Raw genomic sequence first — 23,118 nt, forward strand, 5'->3', positions numbered from 1 at the left:
TCCCCCAACGGCTCATCCAGAAATATACCGAACTCGTGGTAACGTGTTCTTCGCCTTGGCGACAGCTTGTGTCGTAGTGGCTGCATTCGTATTCTGGCTTCTTGTGCGGAACCGAAAGTCTGAATAGTGCCATGGGTGGGAACTGGACCAGCTTCAAGGAGGACGCCGATGGCAACGGCATATTCAGCGATGCGGTGGACCTGACCCAGACCCGCAGCCACAACAAGGCCAACGAGATCACGGACATCAGCGGAGAGCAGGCCGGGCAGGTGGCGTGGGCAGATCCGGGCTACGATGCGATGGGCAACGTGACCAGCTATCCCAAGCCCAGCGCGATGAACAACAGCTACACCTGCAAGTACGACGCGTGGAACCGGCTGGTGGAAGTCAAGGACGGAGCCAACCTCGTGGCCGCCTACAGCTACGACGGGCTGGGCCGGCGGATCATCAAGAAGACCTACGACAGTGGCGGCAGCCTTGTCGAGACGCGGCAGTTCTACTACAACCGGTGGCAGGTGATCGAGGAGCGCGTGGACCAGCGGCAGACCAATCCGCAGGAGCGGCAGTACGTCTGGGGTACGCAATACGTGGACGAGCTGATCCTGCGCGACCGCGACGCCAACGGAGCGCCCAACGGGGACGGGACGCTGGAGCAGCGACATTACGGCTTACAGGACGTCGACTACAGCGTAACCTGCATCGTGGACAGCAGCGGAGATGCGGCGGAGCGATACGTCTACACCCCCTACGGCAGCAGGGAGATCCGCAGTGCTGACTTCTCCAGCAGCCTCTCGGCCAGCGCCGTCGGCTGGGATGTGGGGCACCAGGGCCTGATGCACGACGCCAACACGAGCCTGGTGTACAACAGGGCGAGGATGCTGCATCCGGGTCTTGGCAGGTTCATGCAAAGGGATCCGGTGCCGTACTTGGATGGCACTAACCTATACGAGTACGTCGCTAGTTCGCCGCTTCAGTATCGAGACCCGCACGGGAACGTCCGGATGACGCCGGAGGAATTCGACGCGTGGCTGAATGCAATGTGGAAGCAGCTCGCGAACGTCCGAGAGGACGGCGGTTGGGCTGCAATCGAGGACATCGAACGGTCCATCTATGATCAAATGGACGCGCAAGGCTTCCTGCCCTGCGACCCAAAAACCGGGAAGAAGCCGAGCTTTGAGGAATGGAGGAAGAAACACTTGCCGCGGATTAAGCAGGCCCATATGCAGAAATGGGGCTTACTGAGTGCGCTTGCTGCGCTGCTCGTTTTCGATACGGTAAACGGTGTTAGCGCGTTCGCTGACAGCAAGCACTGCGCCACTTGGTATCGAAACACCATGGAAAGCTTGCGGACGAGGCAGGGTTGTGACTCTATCACGCAAGGGAATAACCTGAACGAATGCAAAGCTGCGCTCCAAGCGCAGATTGCCTCCAGCGGCGCGGCTTCAGGTGCCAACGCGATCGCCATTGGCGAGTGGCTAGATAGCTTGGCGGAGAAGGCATCCGATGCGTGCAAGTGCTCGAGCTGTAGATGATTTCTCGACTGCGACCGACGATCACCAGCGGCGCTGTCTATAACATGGGTAGTGCGGATGCGAATCAACTTGGAGGTTGTTGGCGGCTCGTACCAGCCAGAGCAAGCGATATCTATAGATGGTCCTACGGGCGCGTGCGGACGAAAGAGGATCTGTACAGCGCGCGGATCTTTGGACCGAGTCGTAACTTCGCGTGTGAGTGCGGCAAATTTCAGGGCGAGGACGCCCTTGGAGTGATCTGCGATCGCTGTGGGGCGCTAGTCTGTGCCGACGCGCCGTTACAGAGGAGAACGCGGCTTGGTCATCTTCAGCTACCGTGTTTTTGCGCCCATCCGGTTGCACGTGGGCAAGTGATCGATACGTTTCCGATTGCACCGGTGGCGTTCCGATGGGGCGGCCAAGTCCCGACACAGCTAGGGCGAAAGTACGAGACTCTTCTTGACGTTCAGGCTCAAGTGTCGGACGCGCTTAGAGCGGATGCCGGTTCTACGGATAGCGTCGTGCTCGCCCGTGGAGCCGAAGCGACACCATTGGAGGAGATAATAGCGGACATCGTCGGGTCGCCGGAAATCGCCGAGAAGGCGTCGCTCGATCTGGAATCTGAGAGCTCGTTACTACCGCTCTTCTTTAGATCGCTGTTGACTCTAGACGGATCGGCGTGTCCGCTTCTCAGGGCCTGCGGATATGCGATCGAATCAACTGTGAGGCTTTGAGTTCGGTGCAGGCGAAATGAACGTGACGCGAACCATTAACTACACGTGTGCCCTGTACAGGGACGGCAGGTTGAATCGCCTGACCGACTACGACCGCGGGGACCTGAACGGCACGTTCAGCGGGATCTCGACCCTCAGCTTCGCCCAGGAGTGGAGCCTCAAGGCGCTGGGGAACTGGACCAGTTTCAGGGAGGACGGCAACGGCAACGGCACGTTCAGCGACGCGGCGGACCTGACCCAGACCCGCAGCCACAACAAGGCCAACGAGATCACCGGCATCACGGGAGAGCAGCCCGGGCAGGTGGCCTGGGCCACGCCGGCCTACGATGCGATGGGCAACGTGACCAGCTATCCCAAGCCCAGCGCGATGAACAACAGCTACACCTGCAAGTACGACGCGTGGAACCGGCTGGTGGAAGTCAAGGACGGGGCCAACCTCGTCGGAGCCTACAGCTACGACGGGCTGGGCCGGCGGATCATCAAAAAGACCTACGACAGCGACGGCAGCCTTGTCGAGACGCGGCAGTTCTACTACAGCAATGAGTGGCAGGTGCTGGAAGAGCGAGTGGACGGGCGCAGTAATCCGCAGGAGCGGCAGTACGTGTGGGGCATCGGCTACGTCGATGAGCTGATCCTGCGGGACCGGGACACGGCGGATGACGGCAACCTCAACCAGCGGCACTACGGCTTGCAAGATGCCAACTACAGCCTCACGTGCATCATCGATACGGCCGGTGACGCGGCGGAACGCTACGTCTACACCCCCTACGGCACGAGGGACATCCGCAGCGCCGACTTCTCCAGCAGCCTCTCGTCCAGCGCCGTCGGCTGGAACATCGGGCACCAGGGGCTGATGCACGACACGAACACGAGCCTGATCTACAACCGCATGAGGATGCTGCACCCTGGGCTGGGCAGGTTCATGCAGAGGGACCCGTGGAAGTACGCGGATGGAATGAACCTCTACCAGTACGTCCGCAGCGGGCCTGTTCGCGGACTTGATCCATTGGGAAGGCAGGCGCTCGTTGATCCGGCGCGTCAAATAATTGATGCCCTCGGCAGAGCGGCCGGTTTGGCGCAGCTCGCAGCGGGGTTGAACGCCTGCAACAAGTGTCTCAAAGATGCTGAAGACGAAACAAAGAAAGATTTGGGTGACCTGAAGCTTGAAGGATACCGACCGGAATCGAATGAGTGGAAGCTCCTTCACTGCTTGAATTCATGCAACGCGCAACAGATGTGTTTTAATGGAATCCCCTCCGGTGCCACAATGAACTTCGTTGGAGGCTTGTTGTACGAGTTGCAGACTGCACTTGGTTTCAAGCTTAATGTGGGGCAGCACGCCGGTGCCGGCGGTATCTACACGTACATTGGCACGTGGGACACGCAGAACCCGGCTATGTGGATGGTGGATACGCCGGGGGATGTTCTGGCCAACAGCCTTGGTATTGTTGCCGGAGTCTTGGGACTCGACTGCAAAGCGACATGCATCGGTGCTCACGCCATCCCAGGGCCCGATATGACAGGTGTCGATCCCAACATTACTCCGTGGCCGATTGTCCCAATAAGACCGGGAAATCTGCCCCCTCTATAGGCTTGCCTGAGAGCTCGTGCAGAGACTCTCGATAAGCGGAAACGCACTCGTAGCGTGGGCCAACGGAGGTAACTACGATGCAACGAACCGAAGAGGAATTCGACCGGCTCGTAAAGCGGATCGAGTTTCTTGAGGCGCGGGCGCCTCGAAACAAGAATCGCTCAATTCTGACCATTCTTGTGGGATTGGGTGTGGTCTGCACGCTTGCCGGTACGCAAGGTGGCTGGTTCGTCGACGCCGAAGGACGAGCCAAAACTCAAAGCGATATTCTCCGTGCTCAGACCATTCAAGTCGTCTCGCCTCAAGGTCAAGTCCTCATGGAGTTGGGTTCGCGCGCGAATCTGGCGTACTGGATTCTCAAGGACCGCGAGGGCGCAACGCGGGCAACGTTCGGCTTGGGACGCGTTGCTTCAGATGATCAGGGAGTAACGCTCTGGCTGCACGATCTGGAAGGCGACAACCGATTGGTCGTGCGCGGCCCTAGCAAACACCGTGATCCAGAAATACTGCTCAAGCAGGGCGGTGCAGAGATGACCCTCACTGTCGTGGGAGGTACACCCCTTATTCGGATGGTTGATAAGGACAATCGGCAGGTCTGGAAGGCACCATAGAATGAGTCGCGGCCTGACGCCCGGGCTACGCCAGGCTACGACGGGGTGAATAAAGGTGACGCGAACCGTTAACTACATGTGTGCGCTGTACAGCTACGACGGCCTGAACCGCCTGACTGACTACGACCGCGGGGACCTCAACGGCACGTTCAGCGGCATCTCAACCCCGTCCTTCGCCCAGGAGTGGAGCCTGAAGGCCCTGGGGAACTGGACCGGCTTTAAGGAGGACGCCAACGGCAACGGCACGTTCAGCGATTCGGTGGACCTGACCCAGACCCGCACCCACAACAAGGCCAACGAGATCACCGGCATCAGCGGGGAGCAGTCCGGGCAGGTCGCCTGGGCCACGCCCGCCTACGATGCGATGGGCAACGTGACCAGCTATCCCAAGCCCGGCGCGATGACCAGCAGCTACACCTGCAAGTACGACGCGTGGAATCGGCTCACTGAAGTCAAGGACGGAGCCAACCTCGTCGGAGCCTACGCCTACGACGGGCTGGGCAGAAGGATCACCAGGAAGACCTACGACAGTGGCGGCAGCCTCAGCGAGACGCGGCAGTTCTACTACAGCAATGAGTGGCAGGTGCTGGAAGAGCGAGTGGACGGGCGCAGTAATCCGCAGGAGCGGCAATACGTGTGGGGTACGCAATACGTGGACGAGCTGATCTTGCGCGACAGGGATGCTAACGGCGGCTCCAGCGGCGACGGAGTTCTGGAGCAGCGCCACTACGCGCTTCAGGACGCCAACTACAGCGTCACGTGCATCATCGATACGGCCGGTGACGCGGCGGAACGGTACGTCTACACCCCCTACGGCAGCAGGGAGATCCGCAGCTCCGACTTCTCCAGCAGCCTCTCGTCCAGCGCCGTCGGCTGGGACATCGGGCACCAGGGGCTGATGCACGACACGAACACGAGCCTGGTCTACAACCGCGCGAGGATGCTGCATCCGGGGCTGGGGCGGTTCATGCAGAGGGATCCGATGGGCTATGCCGACGGCGCACACTTGTATCAGTACCTTCGAAGCAATTCCCTTTCTTGGGCGGACTTCTCCGGATTGTCCGCTGAATGCGAGAAGGAAAAGAAAGACTGCATTGCAAAGGTGAGGGCCCAGTACCGATTCGGCGGGCCAGGAGGACCGCCAGGTTTAGCTGCATCGTTGAAGGGGTGTCTCGAGCAATTCCAGGCATGTGAGAATAACGTCGGAGGGTGCCGACTGTTTATTAATAGTGGTGTCCTTCACCAAAATGTCTGCGTCGGCGACCGGAGTAGAAGAGACGTTCGATGCTTCAGCTTCGGTGCAGAATATATCTGGAATCCCTATAGAGGTATTGTGTATGAGCTTCCATATGACCGCTCGATTCCGCTTGAGACGGAGGAGTGTGACGTTGCGCTGACCAAAGAGCAGTGTGAACAAGTGGAGGATTGGCTTGACAAAATGGCAAGTGGGCCAACCAAGATGTATTACGGGGTGACCGAGAATTGCAGAACATGGTCGCAGGAGAGATGCAAACAAGTTAAAGACTGGTTGGCCACGGGGAAACTCTAATGGACTCTCGAGGGCCGGATCGTAGGAATACTAAAGAATCGATATGGTGGGCACTGACTACTCTATGTGCGGCCTACCTCTGCGCCGGTCATTTGGCCGTCATTCCCGAGCGGCGGTTCAGCGGCGCAAATGCCATTGCGAACGTTCTGATAGCAGGAGCCGTCGTCGTCTTCGCGAGCATGGCAATACGGTCTCATTTGATGTCTGCGAGATTGCGCCGTTGGAAACGAGACGGCAAGTGCTTGAGTTGTGGTTACGATCTCCGATCTAGTGGTGAGCGCTGTCCAGAGTGCGGTGCATGGATTGACGCCAACGAGGGGAGCAAAGGTGGATCCAGCGTTTAGTTCCAGGTGGATGTTCGCGTACCTTGTGCACGCAGTACAGCCTCAGCGCCTGACCGACTACGACCGCGGGGACCTCAACGGCACGTTCAGCGGCATCTCCACGCTCAGCTTCGCCCAAGAGTGGAGCCTCAAGGCGCAGGGGAACTGGACCAGCTTCAAGGAGGACGCCAACGGCAACGGCACGTTCAGCGACGCGGCGGACCTGACCCAGACCCGCACCCACAACAAGGCCAACGAGATCACGGACATCAGCGGAGAGCAGGCCGGGCAGGTGGCCTGGGCCACGCCCGCCTACGATGCGATGGGCAACGTGACCAGCTATCCCAAGCCCGGCGCGATGACCAGCAGCTACACCTGCAAGTACGATGTGTGGAATCGGCTCACTGAAGTCAAGGACGGGGCCAACCTCGTCGGAGCCTACAGCTACGACGGGCTGGGCAGGAGGATCACCAAGAAGACCTACGTGAGCGGGCAGTTGGACAAGACCCGGCAGTTCTTCTACACCCAGCAGTGGCAGATCATCGAGGAGCGCGTGGACGGGCGTACCAATCCGCAGGAGCGGCAGTACGTGTGGGGCATCGGATACGTCGATGAGCTGGTGCTGCGGGATAGGGACAGCGGCGACGACACGACGCTGGACCAGCGGCACTACGCCCTTCAGGATGCCAACTACAGCCTCACGTGCATTGTGGACACCAACGGTGAGGCGGCGGAGCGGTACACCTACACGCCGTACGGGACCCGCAGCATCCTCGACGGCATCTTCGGCTCGCTGTCCGCCTCCGCCTGCGACTGGAACATCGGACACCAGGGGCTGATGCACGACACGAACACGAGCCTAATCTACAACCGCCACCGCATGCTGCATCCGGGGCTGGGGCGGTTCATGCAGAGGGATCACATTGGGTACAAAGATGGAACGAACCTTTACCAGGCCGAGCGCACAAATCCCGTGAAGTTCCTTGATCCCGGGGGCGAAGCAGTGCAATTATGCTGCGCCGATGTGGACGTGGGCTATTACGGCAACCTCGCACTGGGGCTCTTGGGCCAAAAGCACTGCTGGATTAAGACAGCCACGAAGGAAGCAGGCATGGGCCCTGCGAACGGAGTTCCAATGGGTAAGTCACCCTGTTGCGGAACGCAGACGGAAATAACTAATCACACAGGTGAGTCAGTGAGGCGCGGTGCAAAATGCACCAATGTGCCTGGAGCTGATGAGAACTGCGTGAACAATAAGCTCCAAATTGGGAAGAAAACCGGTGAATGGGCCATTAATAACCAATGCAATTCCATTGCCGGAGATATTCTCCGCGAGTGTGGCGGATTCAACGTGTGCGTCCGCTGGATTACGCTACCCAGCTTCGATCCGGAATTTCCCTATCAAGAACGGGAGAGCTGCGCGGAATGGCTACTTCCCATCAGCGTCTTGAACTACCCATGCCCAGCTGGATACGCCTAGTCACGTTCGCGGTCTTGCTGTTGGGCCTCGTAGCGGCTGCCCTCTGGTGTGCAGAACGCGCTCTATTCAATTGGTGGGCGGGAGGTGGTCCCCCAACGGCTCATCCAGAAATATACCGAACTCGTGGTAACGTGTTCTTCGCCTTGGCGACAGCTTGTGTCGTAGTGGCTGCATTCGTATTCTGGCTTCCTGTGCGGAACCGAAAGTCTGAATAGTGCCATGGGTGGGAACTGGACCAGCTTCAAGGAGGACTTCGAGGGCAACGGGACGTTCACTGATTCCACCGACCTCACTCAGACCCGCAGCCACAACAAGGCCAACGAGATCACCGGCATCACGGGAGAGCAGCCCGGGCAGGTGGCCTGGGCCACGCCCGCCTACGATGCGATGGGCAACGTGACCAGCTATCCCAAGCCCGGCTCCATGACCAGCAGCTACACCTGCAAGTCCGATGCCTGGAACCGGCTCACTGAAGTCAAGGACGGGGCCAACGTCGTGGCGGCCTACGCCTACGACGGGCTGGGCAGGAGGATCACCAGGAAGACCTACGACAGCGGCGGCAGCCTGACGGAGACGCGGCAGTTCTTCTACTCCAACCGCTGGCAGATCATCGAGGAGCGCGTGGAGGGGCGCAGTAATCCGCAGGAGCGGCAGTACGTGTGGGGTACGCAATACGTGGACGAGCTGATCTTGCGCGACAGGGATGCTAACGGCGGCTCCAGCGGCGACGGAGTTCTGGAGCAGCGCCACTACGCGCTTCAGGACGCCAACTACAGCGTGACCTGCATCGTGGACAGCAGCGGAGATGCGGCGGAGCGCTACGTCTACACCCCCTACGGCACGAGGGACATCCGCAGCGCCGACTTCTCCAGCAGCCTCTCGACCAGCGCCGTGCGCTGGAACATCGGGCACCAGGGGCTGATGCACGACACGAACACGAGCCTGGTCTACAACCGCGCGAGGATGCTGCATCCGGGGCTGGGGCGGTTCATGCAGAGGGATCCGCTGGCTTACGTGGACGGTTCAAATCTCTATCACTATGTCCGATCTAATCCCTTGGACAACGTAGACGGTGACGGCTTGAAATGCCGTGTCGCAACAAAATGTGATGTTATTCGTTTAGAAACTGACATCCTGGGATTCCTGACGCAGGGGTCGTCCGGTATTCTCCATTGCGGCATTGTGATCTCGGACGACGAGGGAGTCCTAGTCGTGGATGCCGGACCAAACGATTCGGGGGAAAACGTATTTGAGGGAGCTCCAGCGCAAAATGAGGAGGCATGGGGGCATGTTGGACCGTACGCAGACCGCCCTGACGAAGACTGCGCCTGCCTTCGATCACAGTGGAAGGAATGGAACACCCACAAATTCAAGTATGAAGCGGCGAGTCGTAACAGCAATTATGCGGTCAAGTGTCTGATGAAGAAATGCGGGATGGGCATCAAATGGAAGGGCCTAGTCAAGCCGTGGGGCTACAAGTCGCGGTGCGACAAAGATAATGAGTGCCCGCCTAATTTTATTCCCCCACCGAAGCCGGCGACTGCACCAACGGGCCCGGGAGGCTTTGGGCGGACGATCTGGAGGGTATCGTGATCGAAGAGACAGATCGCCCGCTCAAGGAGTTGCTCAGGGAGGAGCGGTAGCCTTGCTTGCTCAAAGGACTCATCAGGAGGCCTATGACGGACGTATCACACAGACCGCAGGCCAAGTTAGACCGGATGATCCGGGGGAGAAGCAGGTGTGGCAGCATCTCCCCAGCGCCGGCCATGATCAATGCACGAGCTATGACCAAAAGCTGTGGATGGTGACCCGGCAATAAAAGCGGCGTACCTTGGGTGAGTTGATTCGAACTCAGTCACCCGTTGGGCCCACGAGGCCCGGAAGGATACGCCACATGTCATCATCACAGTTTCCGTTGCACCTGGCAACTGAGCCGGTCGTTTGTGTCACCCTCGAACAGATCGCCCGCGAGGGAGCGCGTCGGGCCTTGCAGAAGGCGATCGAGCAGGAAGTGGCCGAGTATGTCGAGGATCATCGGGATCACGTCGACGACGCCGGTCATCGGCTGGTGGTTCGCAACGGGCACAAGCCGCCGCGGACGATCCTGTCCGGAGTCGGTCCGATCGAGGTGAGGAAAGCCGCGCGTGGACGACCGGCGGGTGGATGAAAACGGCGTGAGGTTCCGGTTTACCTCAAAGATTCTGCCGCCTTATCTTCGCAAGACCAAGGCGATCGAAGACCTGGTGCCGTGGCTCTATCTCAAGGGGATCAGCACGGGTGTGGCCATTTTCTGTGGGGTGAGGTAAGAGATAGGCGGCTCCGCCTTTAACGGCAAGGAGGCCGCATGGATCGCGAATCGCTGAAGCGCGAACTAACGGAACAATTTCACCAATCTCTGGATCAGGCAATCAACGCCGTGGAACAAGCGCCGGACGGGTCGTGGATCGCGGCCAGCGAATGGCAGGTTCGCGAGTTGTTTCAGAAGCTGACGGCACAAGCCTTCGAGCGGATCCTGCAAGCGAAGTTGGACGCCGCCGAAACCAGCGGCGCTTTTTCCCCCTCCGCCCCTGGCGCAGGACAAGGGAAAGCGCGGGCTGGACGTGCTCAGCGCCGCCGGTGAGGTGCGTCTGCAGCGCAAATACTTCTGGGGCAAGCAAGCCGGCGGGTGCTGTCCCGGCGACGCGTTGGCGGGCGTGCAGCAGTCGAACGTGACGCCCGGGGCAAGGCAACTGTGCTGCCTGATGGGAATCGGCCAGGACTTCGATCAGTCCCGCCGAGATCTGAAGCGTGTGGGCGGGCTGTCGCTGAGCAAGGAACGGCTGCGTCAGATTACCGAAGGTGAAGGCCAGCACGTGCGGCAGGTGCGGGACTCGGGGCAGTTGCCGGCGGCCTGGTCGGCGGAGCAGGCCAAGCTGCCCGATGGCAGCGGACGCACGCGAGCCTATGGCGGGGTGGACGGGGTGATGGCCCCGACGGTCACGCAGGCCGAGAAGCTCAAGCGTCGCCAGCAGCACGTGACCCGCCGCCAGCAGCGTGGCAAGGCGGGCGTGGGCAACGCCAAAGATCTGCCGCCGCCCAAGCCGGGCAGCGACGAGCGGTTCAAGGAGATGAAGATCGCGGTCTTCTACGATCAGGACAAGACCCACCGCCACGTGCTGGCGACGGAAAAGCTGAGCAAGGAGTTCGCCCCGCTGCTGGCCAGCTACGCCCGACAGATTGGCTTTGAGCGTGCCGATCAGACGATCTGCCTGTTCGACGGGGCCGTCTGGATCTATCGGCAGGTCTGCCTGGCGCTATTGTTCCTGCAGGTGATCCTGCTGGACTTTTACCATCTGGCCGAGCATGTGCACGCGACGGCGCGCTGTTGCCTGGGCGAAGGTCAGGCGGCCCGGTCCTGGGCTCACGATCGGCTGGCAGAAGCGAAACGTTCGGACGTGACGGGGATGCTGTCGGCGATCGCGGAGCTGGAGAAGCGGTCGCGTTCGCCGACCAAGAAGCAGAGCCTGCGCGGGCTGCGGAATTACCTCGAGCAACGGCGGGACATGCTGGACTACGCCCAGGCGTTGGCCGAAGGTTGGGACATCGGCTCGGGTCCGACCGAGGCCACGTGCAAGACGCTGACGCTGCGACTGAAGCGGCCGGGGATGAAGTGGGATCGTGACAATGCGGCGGCGATGATGAACCTGCTGGCCCTACGCGAGAGCGGGCAATGGGATGCCTATTGGGACCGTGAATCCCGCCGGGCCGCGTGATCCACAAAAGATGGCCACACCCGATCAGCACCGGCCAGATGCCCGATGCGCTGGTGCACCTGGGGTTCGATGGCTCGGGATTGTCCGCCACCACCGTGACGCGGATGCTGGCGGTCTGGCAGGGAGAGTATGAAGACTGGAGCAAGCGGGATCTGAGCGGCAGGCATTACGTCTATCTCTGGGCCGACGGTTTGTACTTCGGCTGCCGGCTGAGCGATGATCGCCCGTGTTTACTGGTGCTGATGGGCGCAACCGCCGACGGGAAAAAGGAGCTGATCGCGATGATCGACGGGCAGCGTGAGAGCGAAACGAGTTGGACATCACTGCTCTTGGACTGCACATCACGCGGCCTGACGACTGCGCCGAAGCTGGCGACAGGAGATGGATCATTGGGCTTCTGGATCGCCTTGAGCAAGATCTTCCCATCGACAAGGCATCAGCGTTGCTGGGTGCACAAGACGCTCAACGTGCTGGACAAGCTGCCCAGAAGTGAGCAGCCGGCGGCCAAGTCGATGCTGCACGAGATCTGGATGGCGGGGACACGGGCGGATGCAATCAAAGCCTTCGATCGCTTCATCGAGGTGTACGGAACCAAGTGGCCGCGGGCGACGGATTGTCTTGCCAAAGACCGCGGCGAGCTGCTGGCGTTCTACGACTTTCCCGCCGAGCACTGGCAGCACCTGCGGACCAGCAACCCGATCGAGAGCACCTTCGCCACGGTGCGACTTCGCACGTATCGCACCAAAGGCCCCGGCTCACGCGCGGCCGGCCTGGCGATGGCCTTCAAACTGGCCCGCAAGGCCGAGTCACGCTGGCGGAAGTTGAACGGCAGCGAGAAGCTGCAAGACCTGATCGACGGCATCGTGTTCGTCGACGGAGAACGAATCGCCGCTTAACCTGTCGCGGCCGTCCACAGGATTTGGGAATAGCTCGCCATCCACAGCTTTTGGTCATAGCTCTCAATGCACAACTGATGCACGACTCGGTTTGGGTGGGACGGATCACGATGATGTTCGTGTTTGGGTGCCTATGTGTGGTCGGCTGCGCAAACAAGAGTGCGATGCGCGAGCTTAGCAATCATGGGCTGGCGCTCAACAAGAGCCGAAACACCGCGTTCGTAGTTCAAACAAACGATCATCAAGAGAGGAGTTTTGATGACGAAAATCTGATTGCGGCATTACCGGCGCTGCGACGGCTACCACAGGTGAAACGACTACAATTGACGGGTACATCGATCACGGACGCATCGATTGCGCGGCTTGGGAGCTTGGACTATCTTCAGGAAATCGAGGTGATCGATACAGCGGTGACTCGTGAGGGTCTGCTCGCACTGAAGGACATGCCTGAACTGCACTTTCTGCTTGTGGATGGAGACCGGTTGACCGAAGCGGATCTGGCGGCAATCCAGCAGGCGCTTCCATCCGTGGATATTCTCGTTAAGCAGAGGCTGGCACCGCTTTATCGCTTTACTCAAGGGCCTGAGCGCTATCGGCGGGTTGCGCCGTTTTAGGTTCAGCATCGTAGCGGCACTGCTAATGAGGACACTGATACATGTCCACAGATGCGCTCAAGAGGACGGACGGCATGTGCGCATACAATAGTGTACACCGCCTGACCGACTACGACCGCGGGGACCTCAACGGCACGTTCAGCGGCATCTCAACCCCGTCCTTCGCCCAGGAGTGGAGCCTGAAGGCCCTGGGGAACTGGACCAGCTTCAAGGAGGACGCCGATGGCAACGGCATGTTCAGCGATGCGGTGGACCTGAACCAGACCCGCGGCCACAACAAGGCCAACGAGATCACGGACATCAGCGGAGAGCAGGCCGGGCAGGTGGCGTGGGCAGATCCGGGCTACGATGCGATGGGCAACGTGACCAGCTATCCCAAGCCCGGCTCCATGACCAGCAGCTACACCTGCAAGTACGACGCGTGGAACCGGCTCACTGAAGTCAAGGACGGGGCCAACCTCGTGGCCGCCTACAGCTACGACGGGCTGGGCCGGCGGATCATCAAGAAGACCTACGACAGTGGCGGCAGCCTGACGGAGACGCGGCAGTTCTACTACAGCAATGAGTGGCAGGTGCTGGAAGAGCGAGTGGACGGGCGCAGTAATCCGCAGGAGCGGCAATACGTGTGGGGTACGCAATACGTGGACGAGCTGATCTTGCGGGACCGGGACACGGCGGATGACGGCAACCTCAACGAGCGGCACTACGCCTTGCAAGATGCCAACTACAGCCTCACGTGCATCATCGATACGGCCGGTGACGCGGCGGAACGCTACGTCTACACCCCCTACGGCACGAGGGACATCCGCAGCGCCGACTTCTCCAGCAGCCTCTCGACCAGCGCCGTCGGCTGGAACATCGGGCACCAGGGACTGATGCACGATACGAACACGAGCCTGATCTAGAGCTATGACCAAAAGCTGTGGATGGCCGCGACAACTTTAAGCGGCTTTTCGTTCACCGTCGACGAACACGATGCCGTCGATCAGGTCTTGCAGCTTCTCGCTGCCGTTCAACTTCCGCCAGCGTGACTCGGCCTTGCGGGCCAGTTTGAAGGCCATCGCCAGGCCGGCCGCGCGTGAGCCGGGGCCTTTGGTGCGATACGTGCGAAGTCGCACCGTGGCGAAGGTGCTCTCGATCGGGTTGCTGGTCCGCAGGTGCTGCCAGTGCTCGGCGGGAAAGTCGTAGAACGCCAGCAGCTCGCCGCGGTCTTTGGCAAGACAATCCGTCGCCCGCGGCCACTTGGTTCCGTACACCTCGATGAAGCGATCGAAGGCTTTGATTGCATCCGCCCGTGTCCCCGCCATCCAGATCTCGTGCAGCATCGACTTGGCCGCCGGCTGCTCACTTCTGGGCAGCTTGTCCAGCACGTTGAGCGTCTTGTGCACCCAGCAACGCTGATGCCTTGTCGATGGGAAGATCTTGCTCAAGGCGATCCAGAAGCCCAATGATCCATCTCCTGTCGCCAGCTTCGGCGCAGTCGTCAGGCCGCGTGATGTGCAGTCCAAGAGCAGTGATGTCCAACTCGTTTCGCTCTCACGCTGCCCGTCGATCATCGCGATCAGCTCCTTTTTCCCGTCGGCGGTTGCGCCCATCAGCACCAGTAAACACGGGCGATCATCGCTCAGCCGGCAGCCGAAGTACAAACCGTCGGCCCAGAGATAGACGTAATGCCTGCCGCTCAGATCCCGCTTGCTCCAGTCTTCATACTCTCCCTGCCAGACCGCCAGCATCCGCGTCACGGTGGTGGCGGACAATCCCGAGCCATCGAACCCCAGGTGCACCAGCGCATCGGGCATCTGGCCGGTGCTGATCCCCTTGAGATAGAGCCACGGCACCAGGTCTTCGATCGCCTTGGTCTTGCGAAGATAAGGCGGCAGAATCTTTGAGGTAAACCGGAACCTCACGCCGTTTTCATCCACCCGCCGGTCGTCCACGCGCGGCTTTCCTCACCTCGATCGGACCGACTCCGGACAGGATCGTCCGCGGCGGCTTGTGCCCGTTGCGAACCACCAGCCGATGACCGGCGTCGTCGACGTGATCCCGATGATCCTCGACATACTCGGCCACTTCCTGCTCGATCGCCTTCTGCAAGGCCCGACGCGCTCCCTCGCGGGCGATCTGTTCGAGGGTGACACAAACGACCGGCTCAGTTGCCAGGTGCAACGGAAACTGTGATGATGACATGTGGCGTATCCTTCCGGGCCTCGTGGGCCCAACGGGTGACTGAGTTCGAATCAACTCACCCAAGGTACGCCGCTTTTATTGCCGGGTCACCATCCACAGCTTTTGGTCATAGCTCTGTGGAATCATCATCTCGATGTTCCAACGCAGCTCATACACCGACGCGATCTGCCGGGCATCCATGCCCGGTTCATTGCTGACGATGGCGACGGTGGTTCTCCACCGCTCGCCCGGCCGTTTGCTCAGGACCATTCGTACACGCCCGATGCGAGACAACTGTCCGTCGACCGCGACGATTCGCAGCTTTGCAGTGCAGCGGGTTCGCTTCATCCGCACGTTGGCACCCCGATGACGGATCCGCCCCGGAGCCAGATCCGCAATCTTGCGGCCCCTGCCGCCGTCGGGCGTAAACCGCCGGTTCTTCGCCGCCACCGAGAAATAGGTAAAACCCCTGGATTGGCAGGCCCGCGTGACCACCGGGCTGAGATAGAATGCGTCGAACAGCACCCGCACCTTCAGACCCGTCGGAGGCGTAAACTCCTGGATCATCTGCGCCGCCAGATCCGTGAGCTTGCGATATCGCGGTCCGGGCTGGCCCTTGGGCTTCTGCAGATGCAACCGCCACGGCAGCACCACGCGGCGGAAGAGAATCGCGGCCATCAGCACGATGTGCCCATGCACGAACTTCTGCTGTTTGTGATCTCAGATCTTGCTGATGCGATCCATCTTCCTGCCCCGTTTGGCGATGCGATGGTCATCCAGGATCAGGTAGACCGTCTCGCCCGCCTGCGGCTTCATTCCCATCAGCGCGGCGCAGGCGTGCGCCTCGAGCAACGTCGGGACAGGCGCGTCCGCATGATTCAGGAACGCCCCGTGCCGTGTGCGATGCGTCGATCGTGGGGCCAGTCGGGACAACAGATGCACCAGCTTGGCCGATCTCAGGTTCAGCACCAAAGCCAGCACCAGCGTCCAGAGATGGGAGTACTGAGGCTTGGTCAGCTTGCATCGCAGTGGCTGGAAGAAACGCTTGAGAAACGACGGAAGGTAATCGATGATCATGTCGCGGTCCTGGTTGCGTGATGAAGTTGCCGTGAGAAGCACTCCACACGCTAAACAGGGCCGTTTTTCCTGCAAGTTCAGCGATCACCTCAGAAACCGCTCAGCTTGAGTAACATGGTGCAGCGGGTGTGGAAGGCCAACGGCCTGCAGCCGCATCGCACCCGCACGTTCAAGGTCTCCAACGACAAGCACTTCGCCGAAAAAGTGGTGGATGTCGTCGGGCTGTATCTGGATCCGCCCGAGCATGCGTTGGTCCTGAGTGTGGATGAGAAGAGCCAGATTCAGGCCCTGGACCGCACGCAGCCGGGTCTGCCCCTGAAACCCGGACGCTGCGGGACGATGACCCACGACTACCAACGAAATGGCACGACCACGCTGTTTGCGGCGTTGGAGCTGGCCGAGGGAAAAGTCATCGGCGCCTGCATGAACCGTCACCGCCATCAGGAATGGATCAAGTTCCTGCGGCTCATCGACGAGCAGACACCGGCGGACCTGGACCTGCACCTGATCGTGGACAACTACGCGACGCACAAGCACCCGAAGGTCAAGTCGTGGCTGAAGCGTCATCCCAGATTCCACCTCCACTTCATTCCCACAGCCAGTTCGTGGCTGAACCTGGTGGAACGATGGTTCCGGGAGCTGACGGACAAACGTGTGCGGCGTGGCACGTTCCACAGCGTGCCGGAGTTGATCGAAGCGATCATGAGCTACATTGAACATCACAACGAGAATCCCAAAGCATTCGTCTGGACGGCCAAGGTGGATCGGATCATGCAAAAAGTCGAGCGAGCCCGCGCCGTCCTTCAAAATCTTCAGTCTGCGTGAGTCAGTACACTAGCATGACAGCGCTAGATTAGCTCAAGCCGGGAGCGGCTGCGAGTCGATGACGATTCTGGTCCAACACCGGAGTCGTGCGATGAATGCGGAACAACTCGCTTCTCTGCAGCCAGCGTTGTCGGCATGGGTTCAGTCGTTTCGCCCCTGCTTCGAGCGTGCGGTGACCTTCGATTACTTCCAGAGTTATCTGCTGGGATTGATGGCGGACCTGCGACGCAAGAGCGTGGAGCCGATCGCGCTGGCGTGCGGGGTGGCGGTGCGGACGCTGCAGGAGTTCTTGTCCCTGTTCGCCTGGGATCATGCGCGACTGGAGAAGATGCTGATCCATCGCGTGGCCGACCGTTGTCCGCAGGGCGGAATCGGAGTGATCGACGCCACCGGCCATCCCAAGCAGGGAGACAAGACGCCTGGGGTGCAGCGGCAATACTGCGGGGAATCGGGCAAGATCGAGAACTGCGTGGTTGCCCAGCATCTGCTGTTCACCGACAACGATGCCAAAAACCCCTTCTCGTGCGTGCTGGCCAGCGACCTGTATCTGCCGCAGGACTGGGCGGCGGACCGCGACCGCTGTGAGGAGGCGGGCATTCCGACGGAGTTGGTCTGCCGTGCGAAGTGGAAGATCGCCCTGGAGCAGGTGAAGCAGGCGCTGGCCGGCGGGGTGAAGCTCAACTGGGTGGTCTTCGATGAAGAGTACGGCATGGTGCCGGCGTTCTGGTTCGGGCTGGACGAGATGGGCCAGGCGGCGGTGGGCGAAGTGCCCGCCAGCTTCCGCGCCTGGGTCAAACGTCCGGCGTGCCGCAGCGGCGGGTACGCTTCTCATGCGCGCGGCGGGTGGACAACCTGAGCACGCACAGCCCGGCGTTCACGAGCCAGCCCTGGAAGCGGTGCAAGGTGAAGGACACCACACGCGGGACACTGATCTGGGAATACAAGGCAACCCGAGTCCATCTGAGCGACTCCTCGCACGCCAACCACAACCTCAGCGTTCCCACCGACCGGATGTACTGGCTGATCGTGATGCGACAGCCGAAGACCGGTGAGATCAAATACGTGATCAGCAATGCCGGCGAAGGCGCCAGCGTCGAGAAATTGATCCGCGTGCTGCTGTCACGCTGGCATGTGGAAAAGTGGTTCGAGCGTGCCAAGCAGGAGGCGGGACTGGGCGACTTCGAGGTCAGAACCTATGTGAGTCTGATACGACACTGGCTGTGCGTGCGATTGGCGATGTGCTTCCTGTCGGAACAGACGACCCGGCTGCGGGGGGAAAAATATGCTCATCACCTTCGAGCAGGTTTGCGAGGCTGTCTCGACCCTCGCGGCGAAGCTCTGGCAGCGCGACTGGAGGTCCTGGTCCCAGCTGATGCAGCGATGTGCCTATCACCAACGGCGTAACGAGGCAGCATATAAAAGCCGACACCGCTCGGTGATTCAGGTCAACTCTTCGTAGCGCTGTCATGTTAGGCTCTGTCTGAAAACTCCGAATTTGCATACACTGCCGTGACGACATGGAGGTCGCCACTCATGAAACGCCACGAGCTGACGGACGAGCAATGGGCGTTGGTCGAACCGCATCTGCCGCGGAGCACGGCCCGGACAGGACGCCCGGCTCGCGATCGACGAACGCTGCTCAACGGGATTTTCTGGATTCTGTGTACCGGCGCGCCCTGGCGCGATCTGCCCGAACGCTTCGGCCCCTGGCAGACCGTGTACGACCACTTTCGCAAGTGGCGCAAAAGCGGCGTGTTTGCCCGCATCATCGAGACGCTGCAGGTCAAGCTCGACAACCAGGGATCCATCGACTGGGAACTGTGGTGTGTTGACGGGTCATCCGTCCGCGCTGCCCGCGCTGCGGCCGGGGCTGACAAAAAAGTTGCCGACGGCACCCCGACGAACCCGCCGACCACGCACTGGGCCGCTCGCGAGGCGGGTTTGGCTCCAAATTCCACGTGGTCACTGACGGTGCGGGCACTCCGCTGGCCATCGAAGTCACCGCCGGGCAAGTCCACGAATCGACGCGGGCCGAATCGGTCATCGCAGAGGCGATCGCGACGCTGATCGGCCGACGACGAAAGAAACGCAAGCGTCGCCACAAGCCCCGCAAGCTCGCCGGCGACAAAGGATACAGCGTGCAGCGAATCCGCGACTGGCTGAGCGAGCAGAAGATCACGCCGGTGATTCCGCACAAAGAAAATGAGCTGGCTCGACACGATCCGGCGGTGTGGTTCGACCGCTGGGCCTACCGCGGCCGCTGCGTAGCCGAGCAGTGCGTCGGCTGGCTCAAGGAGTTCCGGCGCATCGGAACGCGGTTCGAGAAGCTGGCCGTGCATTTCCATGGAATGCTACAGTTGGCGATGATCCGCCGGTATCTCAAACTACTGTTTTCAGACAGAGCCTAACATGACAGCGCTACGAAGAGTTGACCTGAATCACCGAGCGGTGTCGGCTTTTATATGCTGCCTCGTTACGCCGTTGGTGATAGGCACATCGCTGCATCAGCTGGGACCAGGACCTCCAGTCGCGCTGCCAGAGCTTCGCCGCGAGGGTCGAGACAGCCTCGCAAACCTGCTCGAAGGTGATGAGCACATTTTTCCCCCCGCAGCCGGGTCGTCTGTTCCGACAGGAAGCACATCGCCAATCGCACGCACAGCCAGTGTCGTATCAGACTCACATAGGTTCTGACCTCGAAGTCGCCCAGTCCCGCCTCCTGCTTGGCACGCTCGAACCACTTTTCCACATGCCAGCGTGACAGCAGCACGCGGATCAATTTCTCGACGCTGGCGCCTTCGCCGGCATTGCTGATCACGTATTTGATCTCACCGGTCTTCGGCTGTCGCATCACGATCAGCCAGTACATCCGGTCGGTGGGAACGCTGAGGTTGTGGTTGGCGTGCGAGGAGTCGCTCAGATGGACTCGGGTTGCCTTGTATTCCCAGATCAGTGTCCCGCGTGTGGTGTCCTTCACCTTGCACCGCTTCCAGGGCTGGCTCGTGAACGCCGGGCTGTGCGTGCTCAGGTTGTCCACCCGCCGCGCCGCATGAGAAGCGTACCCGCCGCTGCGGCACGCCGGACGTTTGACCCAGGCGCGGAAGCTGGCGGGCACTTCGCCCACCGCCGCCTGGCCCATCTCGTCCAGCCCGAACCAGAACGCCGGCACCATGCCGTACTCTTCATCGAAGACCACCCAGTTGAGCTTCACCCCGCCGGCCAGCGCCTGCTTCACCTGCTCCAGGGCGATCTTCCACTTCGCACGGCAGACCAACTCCGTCGGAATGCCCGCCTCCTCACAGCGGTCGCGGTCCGCCGCCCAGTCCTGCGGCAGATACAGGTCGCTGGCCAGCACGCACGAGAAGGGGTTTTTGGCATCGTTGTCGGTGAACAGCAGATGCTGGGCAACCACGCAGTTCTCGATCTTGCCCGATTCCCCGCAGTATTGCCGCTGCACCCCAGGCGTCTTGTCTCCCTGCTTGGGATGGCCGGTGGCGTCGATCACTCCGATTCCGCCCTGCGGACAACGGTCGGCCACGCGATGGATCAGCATCTTCTCCAGTCGCGCATGATCCCAGGCGAACAGGGACAAGAACTCCTGCAGCGTCCGCACCGCCACCCCGCACGCCAGCGCGATCGGCTCCACGCTCTTGCGTCGCAGGTCCGCCATCAATCCCAGCAGATAACTCTGGAAGTAATCGAAGGTCACCGCACGCTCGAAGCAGGGGCGAAACGACTGAACCCATGCCGACAACGCTGGCTGCAGAGAAGCGAGTTGTTCCGCATTCATCGCACGACTCCGGTGTTGGACCAGAATCGTCATCGACTCGCAGCCGCTCCCGGCTTGAGCTAATCTAGCGCTGTCATGCTAGTATGGCGATGTCGAAGCTCAAGATTTTCCGGGTCGAGTTGACCGGTTCGGCGCGACGGCGACTTGCTGCGCTGAGTTCGCGGCATCGCATGAGGCAGCGCGTGATCCTGTCGCGCCTGCTCGAGTGGTTCGTCGCCCGGCCGCCCGCCATGCAGACTGCGGCGCAGGGGCACTACCCGCCGACTCTGCAGGCCGAGATTTCCCAGCTCATCCTCAAGCGCCTGCAAGCAGATCAGCACACACAGGCGGCAGGTTCGCAGGCGACTGTGTCCGGTGGATCGAAGGCAGCATCGTCATAGGCTCGCCCAGCGTCGGCTGACGTTGGCTGAGCGCTTGATTCACTCGTTCCCGCGAGCACAGGTGGCCGGTGTACACATACAACTGTTGCCGCGCTCAACGGACCTGGTAGCGGACCGTCAAATGCAGCGTCGGCTGCGCCGTCAGCCCCGTGGCGAGCTGCACCGGTACCTCGTAACTTCCCGCCGCCTTTCCCGCCGTGCCGGCCTTGACGATCAGGCCGATGCGTCCACCGCCCCCCGGTACCGGGTCGCGCGGCACCAGGGCGTAGCACGCGCCATCGCTGGAGGTGCTGTACAGCAGACGCAGCGCCTGGGGGCCGTCATTCACGAGCTGCACCGTTCCCTGGCCCGTGCTGCCCGGTTCCAGCACGCCCAGGTCCAGATCCTGCGGCTCCAGCACCAGCGGCAGGCCGATCCGCGCCGCCACCTCCAGGCGGATGCTGCGCCGCTGCGAACCGCCGTCCGCCGCTGCCGGCGCCGCATGCACGATCACCGCCTTGCGGTAGCTCATCGTCTCGTCCGGGGCGTGGAAGACCACGTCCAGGGGTGCGCTGCCGCGCGCAGGAAGTTGCTCGGGCCTGGAGTGCACGACGGCACAACCGCACTCGGACTCGACGCTGCGGACCGAACGCGGCTGATCGGATTCGTTGGCGAGCACGAAGCGGATCGCGTGCACGCTGTCGGGCCTGACGTACCCAAGGTCCGCCAGCAGGCGATCCGGAGCCAGAGTCTTGGCCAAGACCGGCGCCGCCAGCGCCGCGGCAACGCTCCCTACGTCGCGTTCTCTGCTTTGGCCCACCGTGACCTGCTCGACTTTTCCGTCGTCCAGCGTCAGCAGCGTGGACGGCGTCACCCGCCAGCGCCGCGATGACGCAAGCTCCAGGACCAGCGCCCCGGCGGGCAGCGGCAGGGTGGGCAGCGCCGCTGACGCGGCCGGTGAGGACGTCGCTGAGGCCGCTGGCGGCGAAGCCGCGAGCTGCACGATCGCCAGCCGGCAACGCTGCGCGGTGCGCTGGGCGGCCTGCGTGACGTCACCGAGCCGCCGCAGCGTGCTGCGGCACTCGGGACAGGTCTCGTCGTAGAACAATACCTGCCAGCGCCCCTTTGCCAGCTCAGCGCCCTTGGCGTCCAGGTGTCCCAGCAGGGGCAGGGGCTTTCCGACCCACTGCGCAGGCTCGAGCACGACGAGCTCGAAGCCGCCCCTGATCGTGCCGTCCGGCAGCATACGCGCCGCCCACGGATGCATCAGAAGCCAACAGCCAACCCCGGCGGTTGCCCCCGCGGCCAGTGTCCACGATGCCACTGAGCTGCACGAGCGGGCGCGACCGGATGGAGCAGGTCGGGCCACCAGCAGGATCGCCACCAGCGCCATATCCAACGTGGCGGTGACCGCCGGCGGCACGCGCAGCTCGCCGAAACAGCCGCAGGAGGCATCTCCACGCCAGGCGGCCAAGCCGCTGACGACGGCGAACACGGCAAAGCATGCGATCGCCATCGCCCGCGCGCTTCTGGGCCACAGACCGCTGGCCAGCCACAGTCCCAGGATCCACTCTCCGCACACCTGCGCCACCATCCATGGGCGGTCGGGCACAAGCGGATCGGCGATCAGCTGCTGTGCCTTGAGGATCGCCGCTGCCACCAGGAGTAGCGCCGCAGCCAGCGCCGCGGCGCGATAGAGCCGGCCCGGGCGCACGCCGTGATCTGTCAATGTCAATGGCGGAGCGGTCTGCTCGCCATGCTCACTCGTGGGCGCGTGCGACGCCACTGCCGCTGAAGCCTGTGTTTCTGCCATGGCACTCGCTCCGTTCGCTGTGATCACTCA

The 23,118-nt window shown here is 61.5% G+C and carries 20 protein-coding genes and 4 pseudogenes; 19 read left to right on the forward strand and 5 right to left on the reverse strand.

The genetic code is table 11. The features are described 5' to 3' along the window. Positions 1-131: 131 nt before the first annotated feature. From ACQS5P_RS09195 to ACQS5P_RS09260, 14 genes and pseudogenes are all read left to right on the forward strand, one after another. A complete protein-coding gene (locus ACQS5P_RS09195) occupies positions 132-1,532 on the forward strand; it encodes an RHS repeat domain-containing protein (RefSeq protein WP_428940596.1) in 1,401 nt (466 codons plus the stop codon). Positions 1,533-1,882: 350 nt separating this feature from the next. After that, positions 1,883-2,245: a hypothetical protein gene (locus ACQS5P_RS09200; protein WP_428940597.1), complete on the forward strand. Its 363-nt coding sequence runs from the start codon at positions 1,883-1,885 to the stop codon at positions 2,243-2,245. Between the two features lie 22 nt (positions 2,246-2,267). Continuing rightward, a complete protein-coding gene (locus ACQS5P_RS09205; RefSeq protein ID WP_428940598.1) occupies positions 2,268-3,836 on the forward strand; it encodes an RHS repeat domain-containing protein in 1,569 nt (522 codons plus the stop codon). A gap of 77 nt (positions 3,837-3,913) precedes the next feature. After that, positions 3,914-4,447 (forward strand): hypothetical protein, encoded by a 534-nt coding sequence (locus ACQS5P_RS09210; protein ID WP_428940599.1) that lies wholly within the window; start codon positions 3,914-3,916, stop codon positions 4,445-4,447. A 55-nt stretch (positions 4,448-4,502) separates the two neighbouring features. Next, entirely contained in the window at positions 4,503-5,996 is a 1,494-nt protein-coding gene (locus ACQS5P_RS09215) for an RHS repeat domain-containing protein (protein ID WP_428940600.1), read from the forward strand. A gap of 327 nt (positions 5,997-6,323) precedes the next feature. Further along, entirely contained in the window at positions 6,324-7,799 is a 1,476-nt protein-coding gene (locus ACQS5P_RS09220) for an RHS repeat domain-containing protein (RefSeq protein WP_428940601.1), read from the forward strand. 219 nt (positions 7,800-8,018) lie between these two features. Next, entirely contained in the window at positions 8,019-9,392 is a 1,374-nt protein-coding gene (locus tag ACQS5P_RS09225) for an RHS repeat domain-containing protein (RefSeq protein ID WP_428940602.1), read from the forward strand. Between the two features lie 301 nt (positions 9,393-9,693). Then, positions 9,694-9,966 carry a hypothetical protein gene (locus ACQS5P_RS09230; RefSeq protein ID WP_428940603.1) on the forward strand — a complete coding sequence of 91 codons (273 nt, stop codon included), beginning with the start codon at positions 9,694-9,696 and terminating at the stop codon, positions 9,964-9,966. Continuing rightward, positions 9,944-10,105, forward strand: a complete 162-nt coding sequence (locus tag ACQS5P_RS09235) for a hypothetical protein (protein WP_428940604.1) — start codon at positions 9,944-9,946, stop codon at positions 10,103-10,105. Before ACQS5P_RS09230 ends, ACQS5P_RS09235 begins: the two co-directional genes overlap by 23 nt. Before the next feature lie 38 nt (positions 10,106-10,143). After that, positions 10,144-10,419: a hypothetical protein gene (locus tag ACQS5P_RS09240; RefSeq protein WP_428937056.1), complete on the forward strand. Its 276-nt coding sequence runs from the start codon at positions 10,144-10,146 to the stop codon at positions 10,417-10,419. Beyond that, positions 10,400-11,551, forward strand: a complete 1,152-nt coding sequence (locus ACQS5P_RS09245) for a hypothetical protein (RefSeq protein WP_428940605.1) — start codon at positions 10,400-10,402, stop codon at positions 11,549-11,551. Before ACQS5P_RS09240 ends, ACQS5P_RS09245 begins: the two co-directional genes overlap by 20 nt. A 23-nt stretch (positions 11,552-11,574) precedes the next feature. Further along, positions 11,575-12,447, forward strand: a pseudogene (locus ACQS5P_RS09250) (IS256 family transposase); the annotation flags it as partial. A gap of 77 nt (positions 12,448-12,524) precedes the next feature. After that, positions 12,525-13,061, forward strand: a complete 537-nt coding sequence (locus ACQS5P_RS09255; protein ID WP_428940606.1) for a hypothetical protein — start codon at positions 12,525-12,527, stop codon at positions 13,059-13,061. A gap of 74 nt (positions 13,062-13,135) precedes the next feature. Continuing rightward, on the forward strand, positions 13,136-13,966 hold the full coding sequence (locus ACQS5P_RS09260; protein WP_428940607.1) for an RHS repeat domain-containing protein: 831 nt from the start codon (positions 13,136-13,138) through the stop codon (positions 13,964-13,966). A 36-nt stretch (positions 13,967-14,002) separates the two neighbouring features. Here ACQS5P_RS09260 and ACQS5P_RS09265 read toward each other — a convergent pair. From ACQS5P_RS09265 to ACQS5P_RS09275, 3 genes and pseudogenes are all read right to left on the reverse strand, one after another. Beyond that, positions 14,003-15,248: pseudogene (locus ACQS5P_RS09265) on the reverse strand (IS256 family transposase). A gap of 75 nt (positions 15,249-15,323) precedes the next feature. After that, positions 15,324-15,926, reverse strand: a complete 603-nt coding sequence (locus ACQS5P_RS09270) for a transposase (RefSeq protein ID WP_428940608.1) — start codon at positions 15,924-15,926, stop codon at positions 15,324-15,326. 21 nt (positions 15,927-15,947) lie between these two features. Beyond that, on the reverse strand, positions 15,948-16,304 hold the full coding sequence (locus tag ACQS5P_RS09275; RefSeq protein WP_428940609.1) for a hypothetical protein: 357 nt from the start codon (positions 16,302-16,304) through the stop codon (positions 15,948-15,950). A gap of 117 nt (positions 16,305-16,421) precedes the next feature. Here ACQS5P_RS09275 and ACQS5P_RS09280 point away from each other — a divergent pair. The 4 genes and pseudogenes from ACQS5P_RS09280 to ACQS5P_RS09295 all read left to right on the forward strand — a co-directional run. Next, positions 16,422-17,129, forward strand: a pseudogene (locus tag ACQS5P_RS09280) (IS630 family transposase); the annotation flags it as partial. Between the two features lie 91 nt (positions 17,130-17,220). Continuing rightward, entirely contained in the window at positions 17,221-17,985 is a 765-nt protein-coding gene (locus ACQS5P_RS09285; protein WP_428940610.1) for an IS701 family transposase, read from the forward strand. Next, positions 17,973-18,533: a hypothetical protein gene (locus tag ACQS5P_RS09290; protein ID WP_428940611.1), complete on the forward strand. Its 561-nt coding sequence runs from the start codon at positions 17,973-17,975 to the stop codon at positions 18,531-18,533. Before ACQS5P_RS09285 ends, ACQS5P_RS09290 begins: the two co-directional genes overlap by 13 nt. Positions 18,534-18,662: 129 nt before the next feature. After that, positions 18,663-19,537, forward strand: a pseudogene (locus ACQS5P_RS09295) (IS5 family transposase). A 65-nt stretch (positions 19,538-19,602) separates the two neighbouring features. On the opposite strand, the gene ACQS5P_RS09300 reads toward ACQS5P_RS09295, so the two are convergent. Continuing rightward, complete coding sequence (locus tag ACQS5P_RS09300; RefSeq protein ID WP_428940612.1) at positions 19,603-20,916, reverse strand: IS701 family transposase; 1,314 nt, start codon at positions 20,914-20,916, stop codon at positions 19,603-19,605. 89 nt (positions 20,917-21,005) lie between these two features. Between ACQS5P_RS09300 and ACQS5P_RS09305 the strand changes: the two genes are divergently transcribed. Then, positions 21,006-21,296 carry a hypothetical protein gene (locus ACQS5P_RS09305; RefSeq protein WP_428940613.1) on the forward strand — a complete coding sequence of 97 codons (291 nt, stop codon included), beginning with the start codon at positions 21,006-21,008 and terminating at the stop codon, positions 21,294-21,296. 94 nt (positions 21,297-21,390) lie between these two features. Here ACQS5P_RS09305 and ACQS5P_RS09310 read toward each other — a convergent pair whose 3' ends face one another. Further along, entirely contained in the window at positions 21,391-23,088 is a 1,698-nt protein-coding gene (locus ACQS5P_RS09310) for a DUF1573 domain-containing protein (protein ID WP_428940614.1), read from the reverse strand. Between the last annotated feature and the right edge of the window lie 30 nt (positions 23,089-23,118).

The organism is Fontivita pretiosa (assembly GCF_050410795.1).
Classification (GTDB): Bacteria; Planctomycetota; Phycisphaerae; order Tepidisphaerales; family Tepidisphaeraceae; genus Fontivita; species Fontivita pretiosa.

What these genes read in the sequence shown, in the direction of transcription:
- ACQS5P_RS09305 (WP_428940613.1), top strand. Translation starts at nt 21,006, where the DNA reads ATGTCGAAGCTCAAGATTTTCCGGGTCGAGTTGACCGGTTCGGCGCGA.
- ACQS5P_RS09255 (WP_428940606.1), top strand. Translation starts at nt 12,525, where the DNA reads ATGCACGACTCGGTTTGGGTGGGACGGATCACGATGATGTTCGTGTTT.
- ACQS5P_RS09210 (WP_428940599.1), top strand. Translation starts at nt 3,914, where the DNA reads ATGCAACGAACCGAAGAGGAATTCGACCGGCTCGTAAAGCGGATCGAG.
- ACQS5P_RS09285 (WP_428940610.1), top strand. Translation starts at nt 17,221, where the DNA reads ATGAATGCGGAACAACTCGCTTCTCTGCAGCCAGCGTTGTCGGCATGG.
- ACQS5P_RS09195 (WP_428940596.1), top strand. Translation starts at nt 132, where the DNA reads ATGGGTGGGAACTGGACCAGCTTCAAGGAGGACGCCGATGGCAACGGC.
- ACQS5P_RS09310 (WP_428940614.1), bottom strand. Translation starts at nt 23,088, where the DNA reads ATGGCAGAAACACAGGCTTCAGCGGCAGTGGCGTCGCACGCGCCCACG.
- ACQS5P_RS09240 (WP_428937056.1), top strand. Translation starts at nt 10,144, where the DNA reads ATGGATCGCGAATCGCTGAAGCGCGAACTAACGGAACAATTTCACCAA.
- ACQS5P_RS09225 (WP_428940602.1), top strand. Translation starts at nt 8,019, where the DNA reads ATGGGTGGGAACTGGACCAGCTTCAAGGAGGACTTCGAGGGCAACGGG.
- ACQS5P_RS09230 (WP_428940603.1), top strand. Translation starts at nt 9,694, where the DNA reads ATGTCATCATCACAGTTTCCGTTGCACCTGGCAACTGAGCCGGTCGTT.
- ACQS5P_RS09275 (WP_428940609.1), bottom strand. Translation starts at nt 16,304, where the DNA reads ATGATCATCGATTACCTTCCGTCGTTTCTCAAGCGTTTCTTCCAGCCA.
- ACQS5P_RS09300 (WP_428940612.1), bottom strand. Translation starts at nt 20,916, where the DNA reads ATGAATGCGGAACAACTCGCTTCTCTGCAGCCAGCGTTGTCGGCATGG.
- ACQS5P_RS09260 (WP_428940607.1), top strand. Translation starts at nt 13,136, where the DNA reads ATGTGCGCATACAATAGTGTACACCGCCTGACCGACTACGACCGCGGG.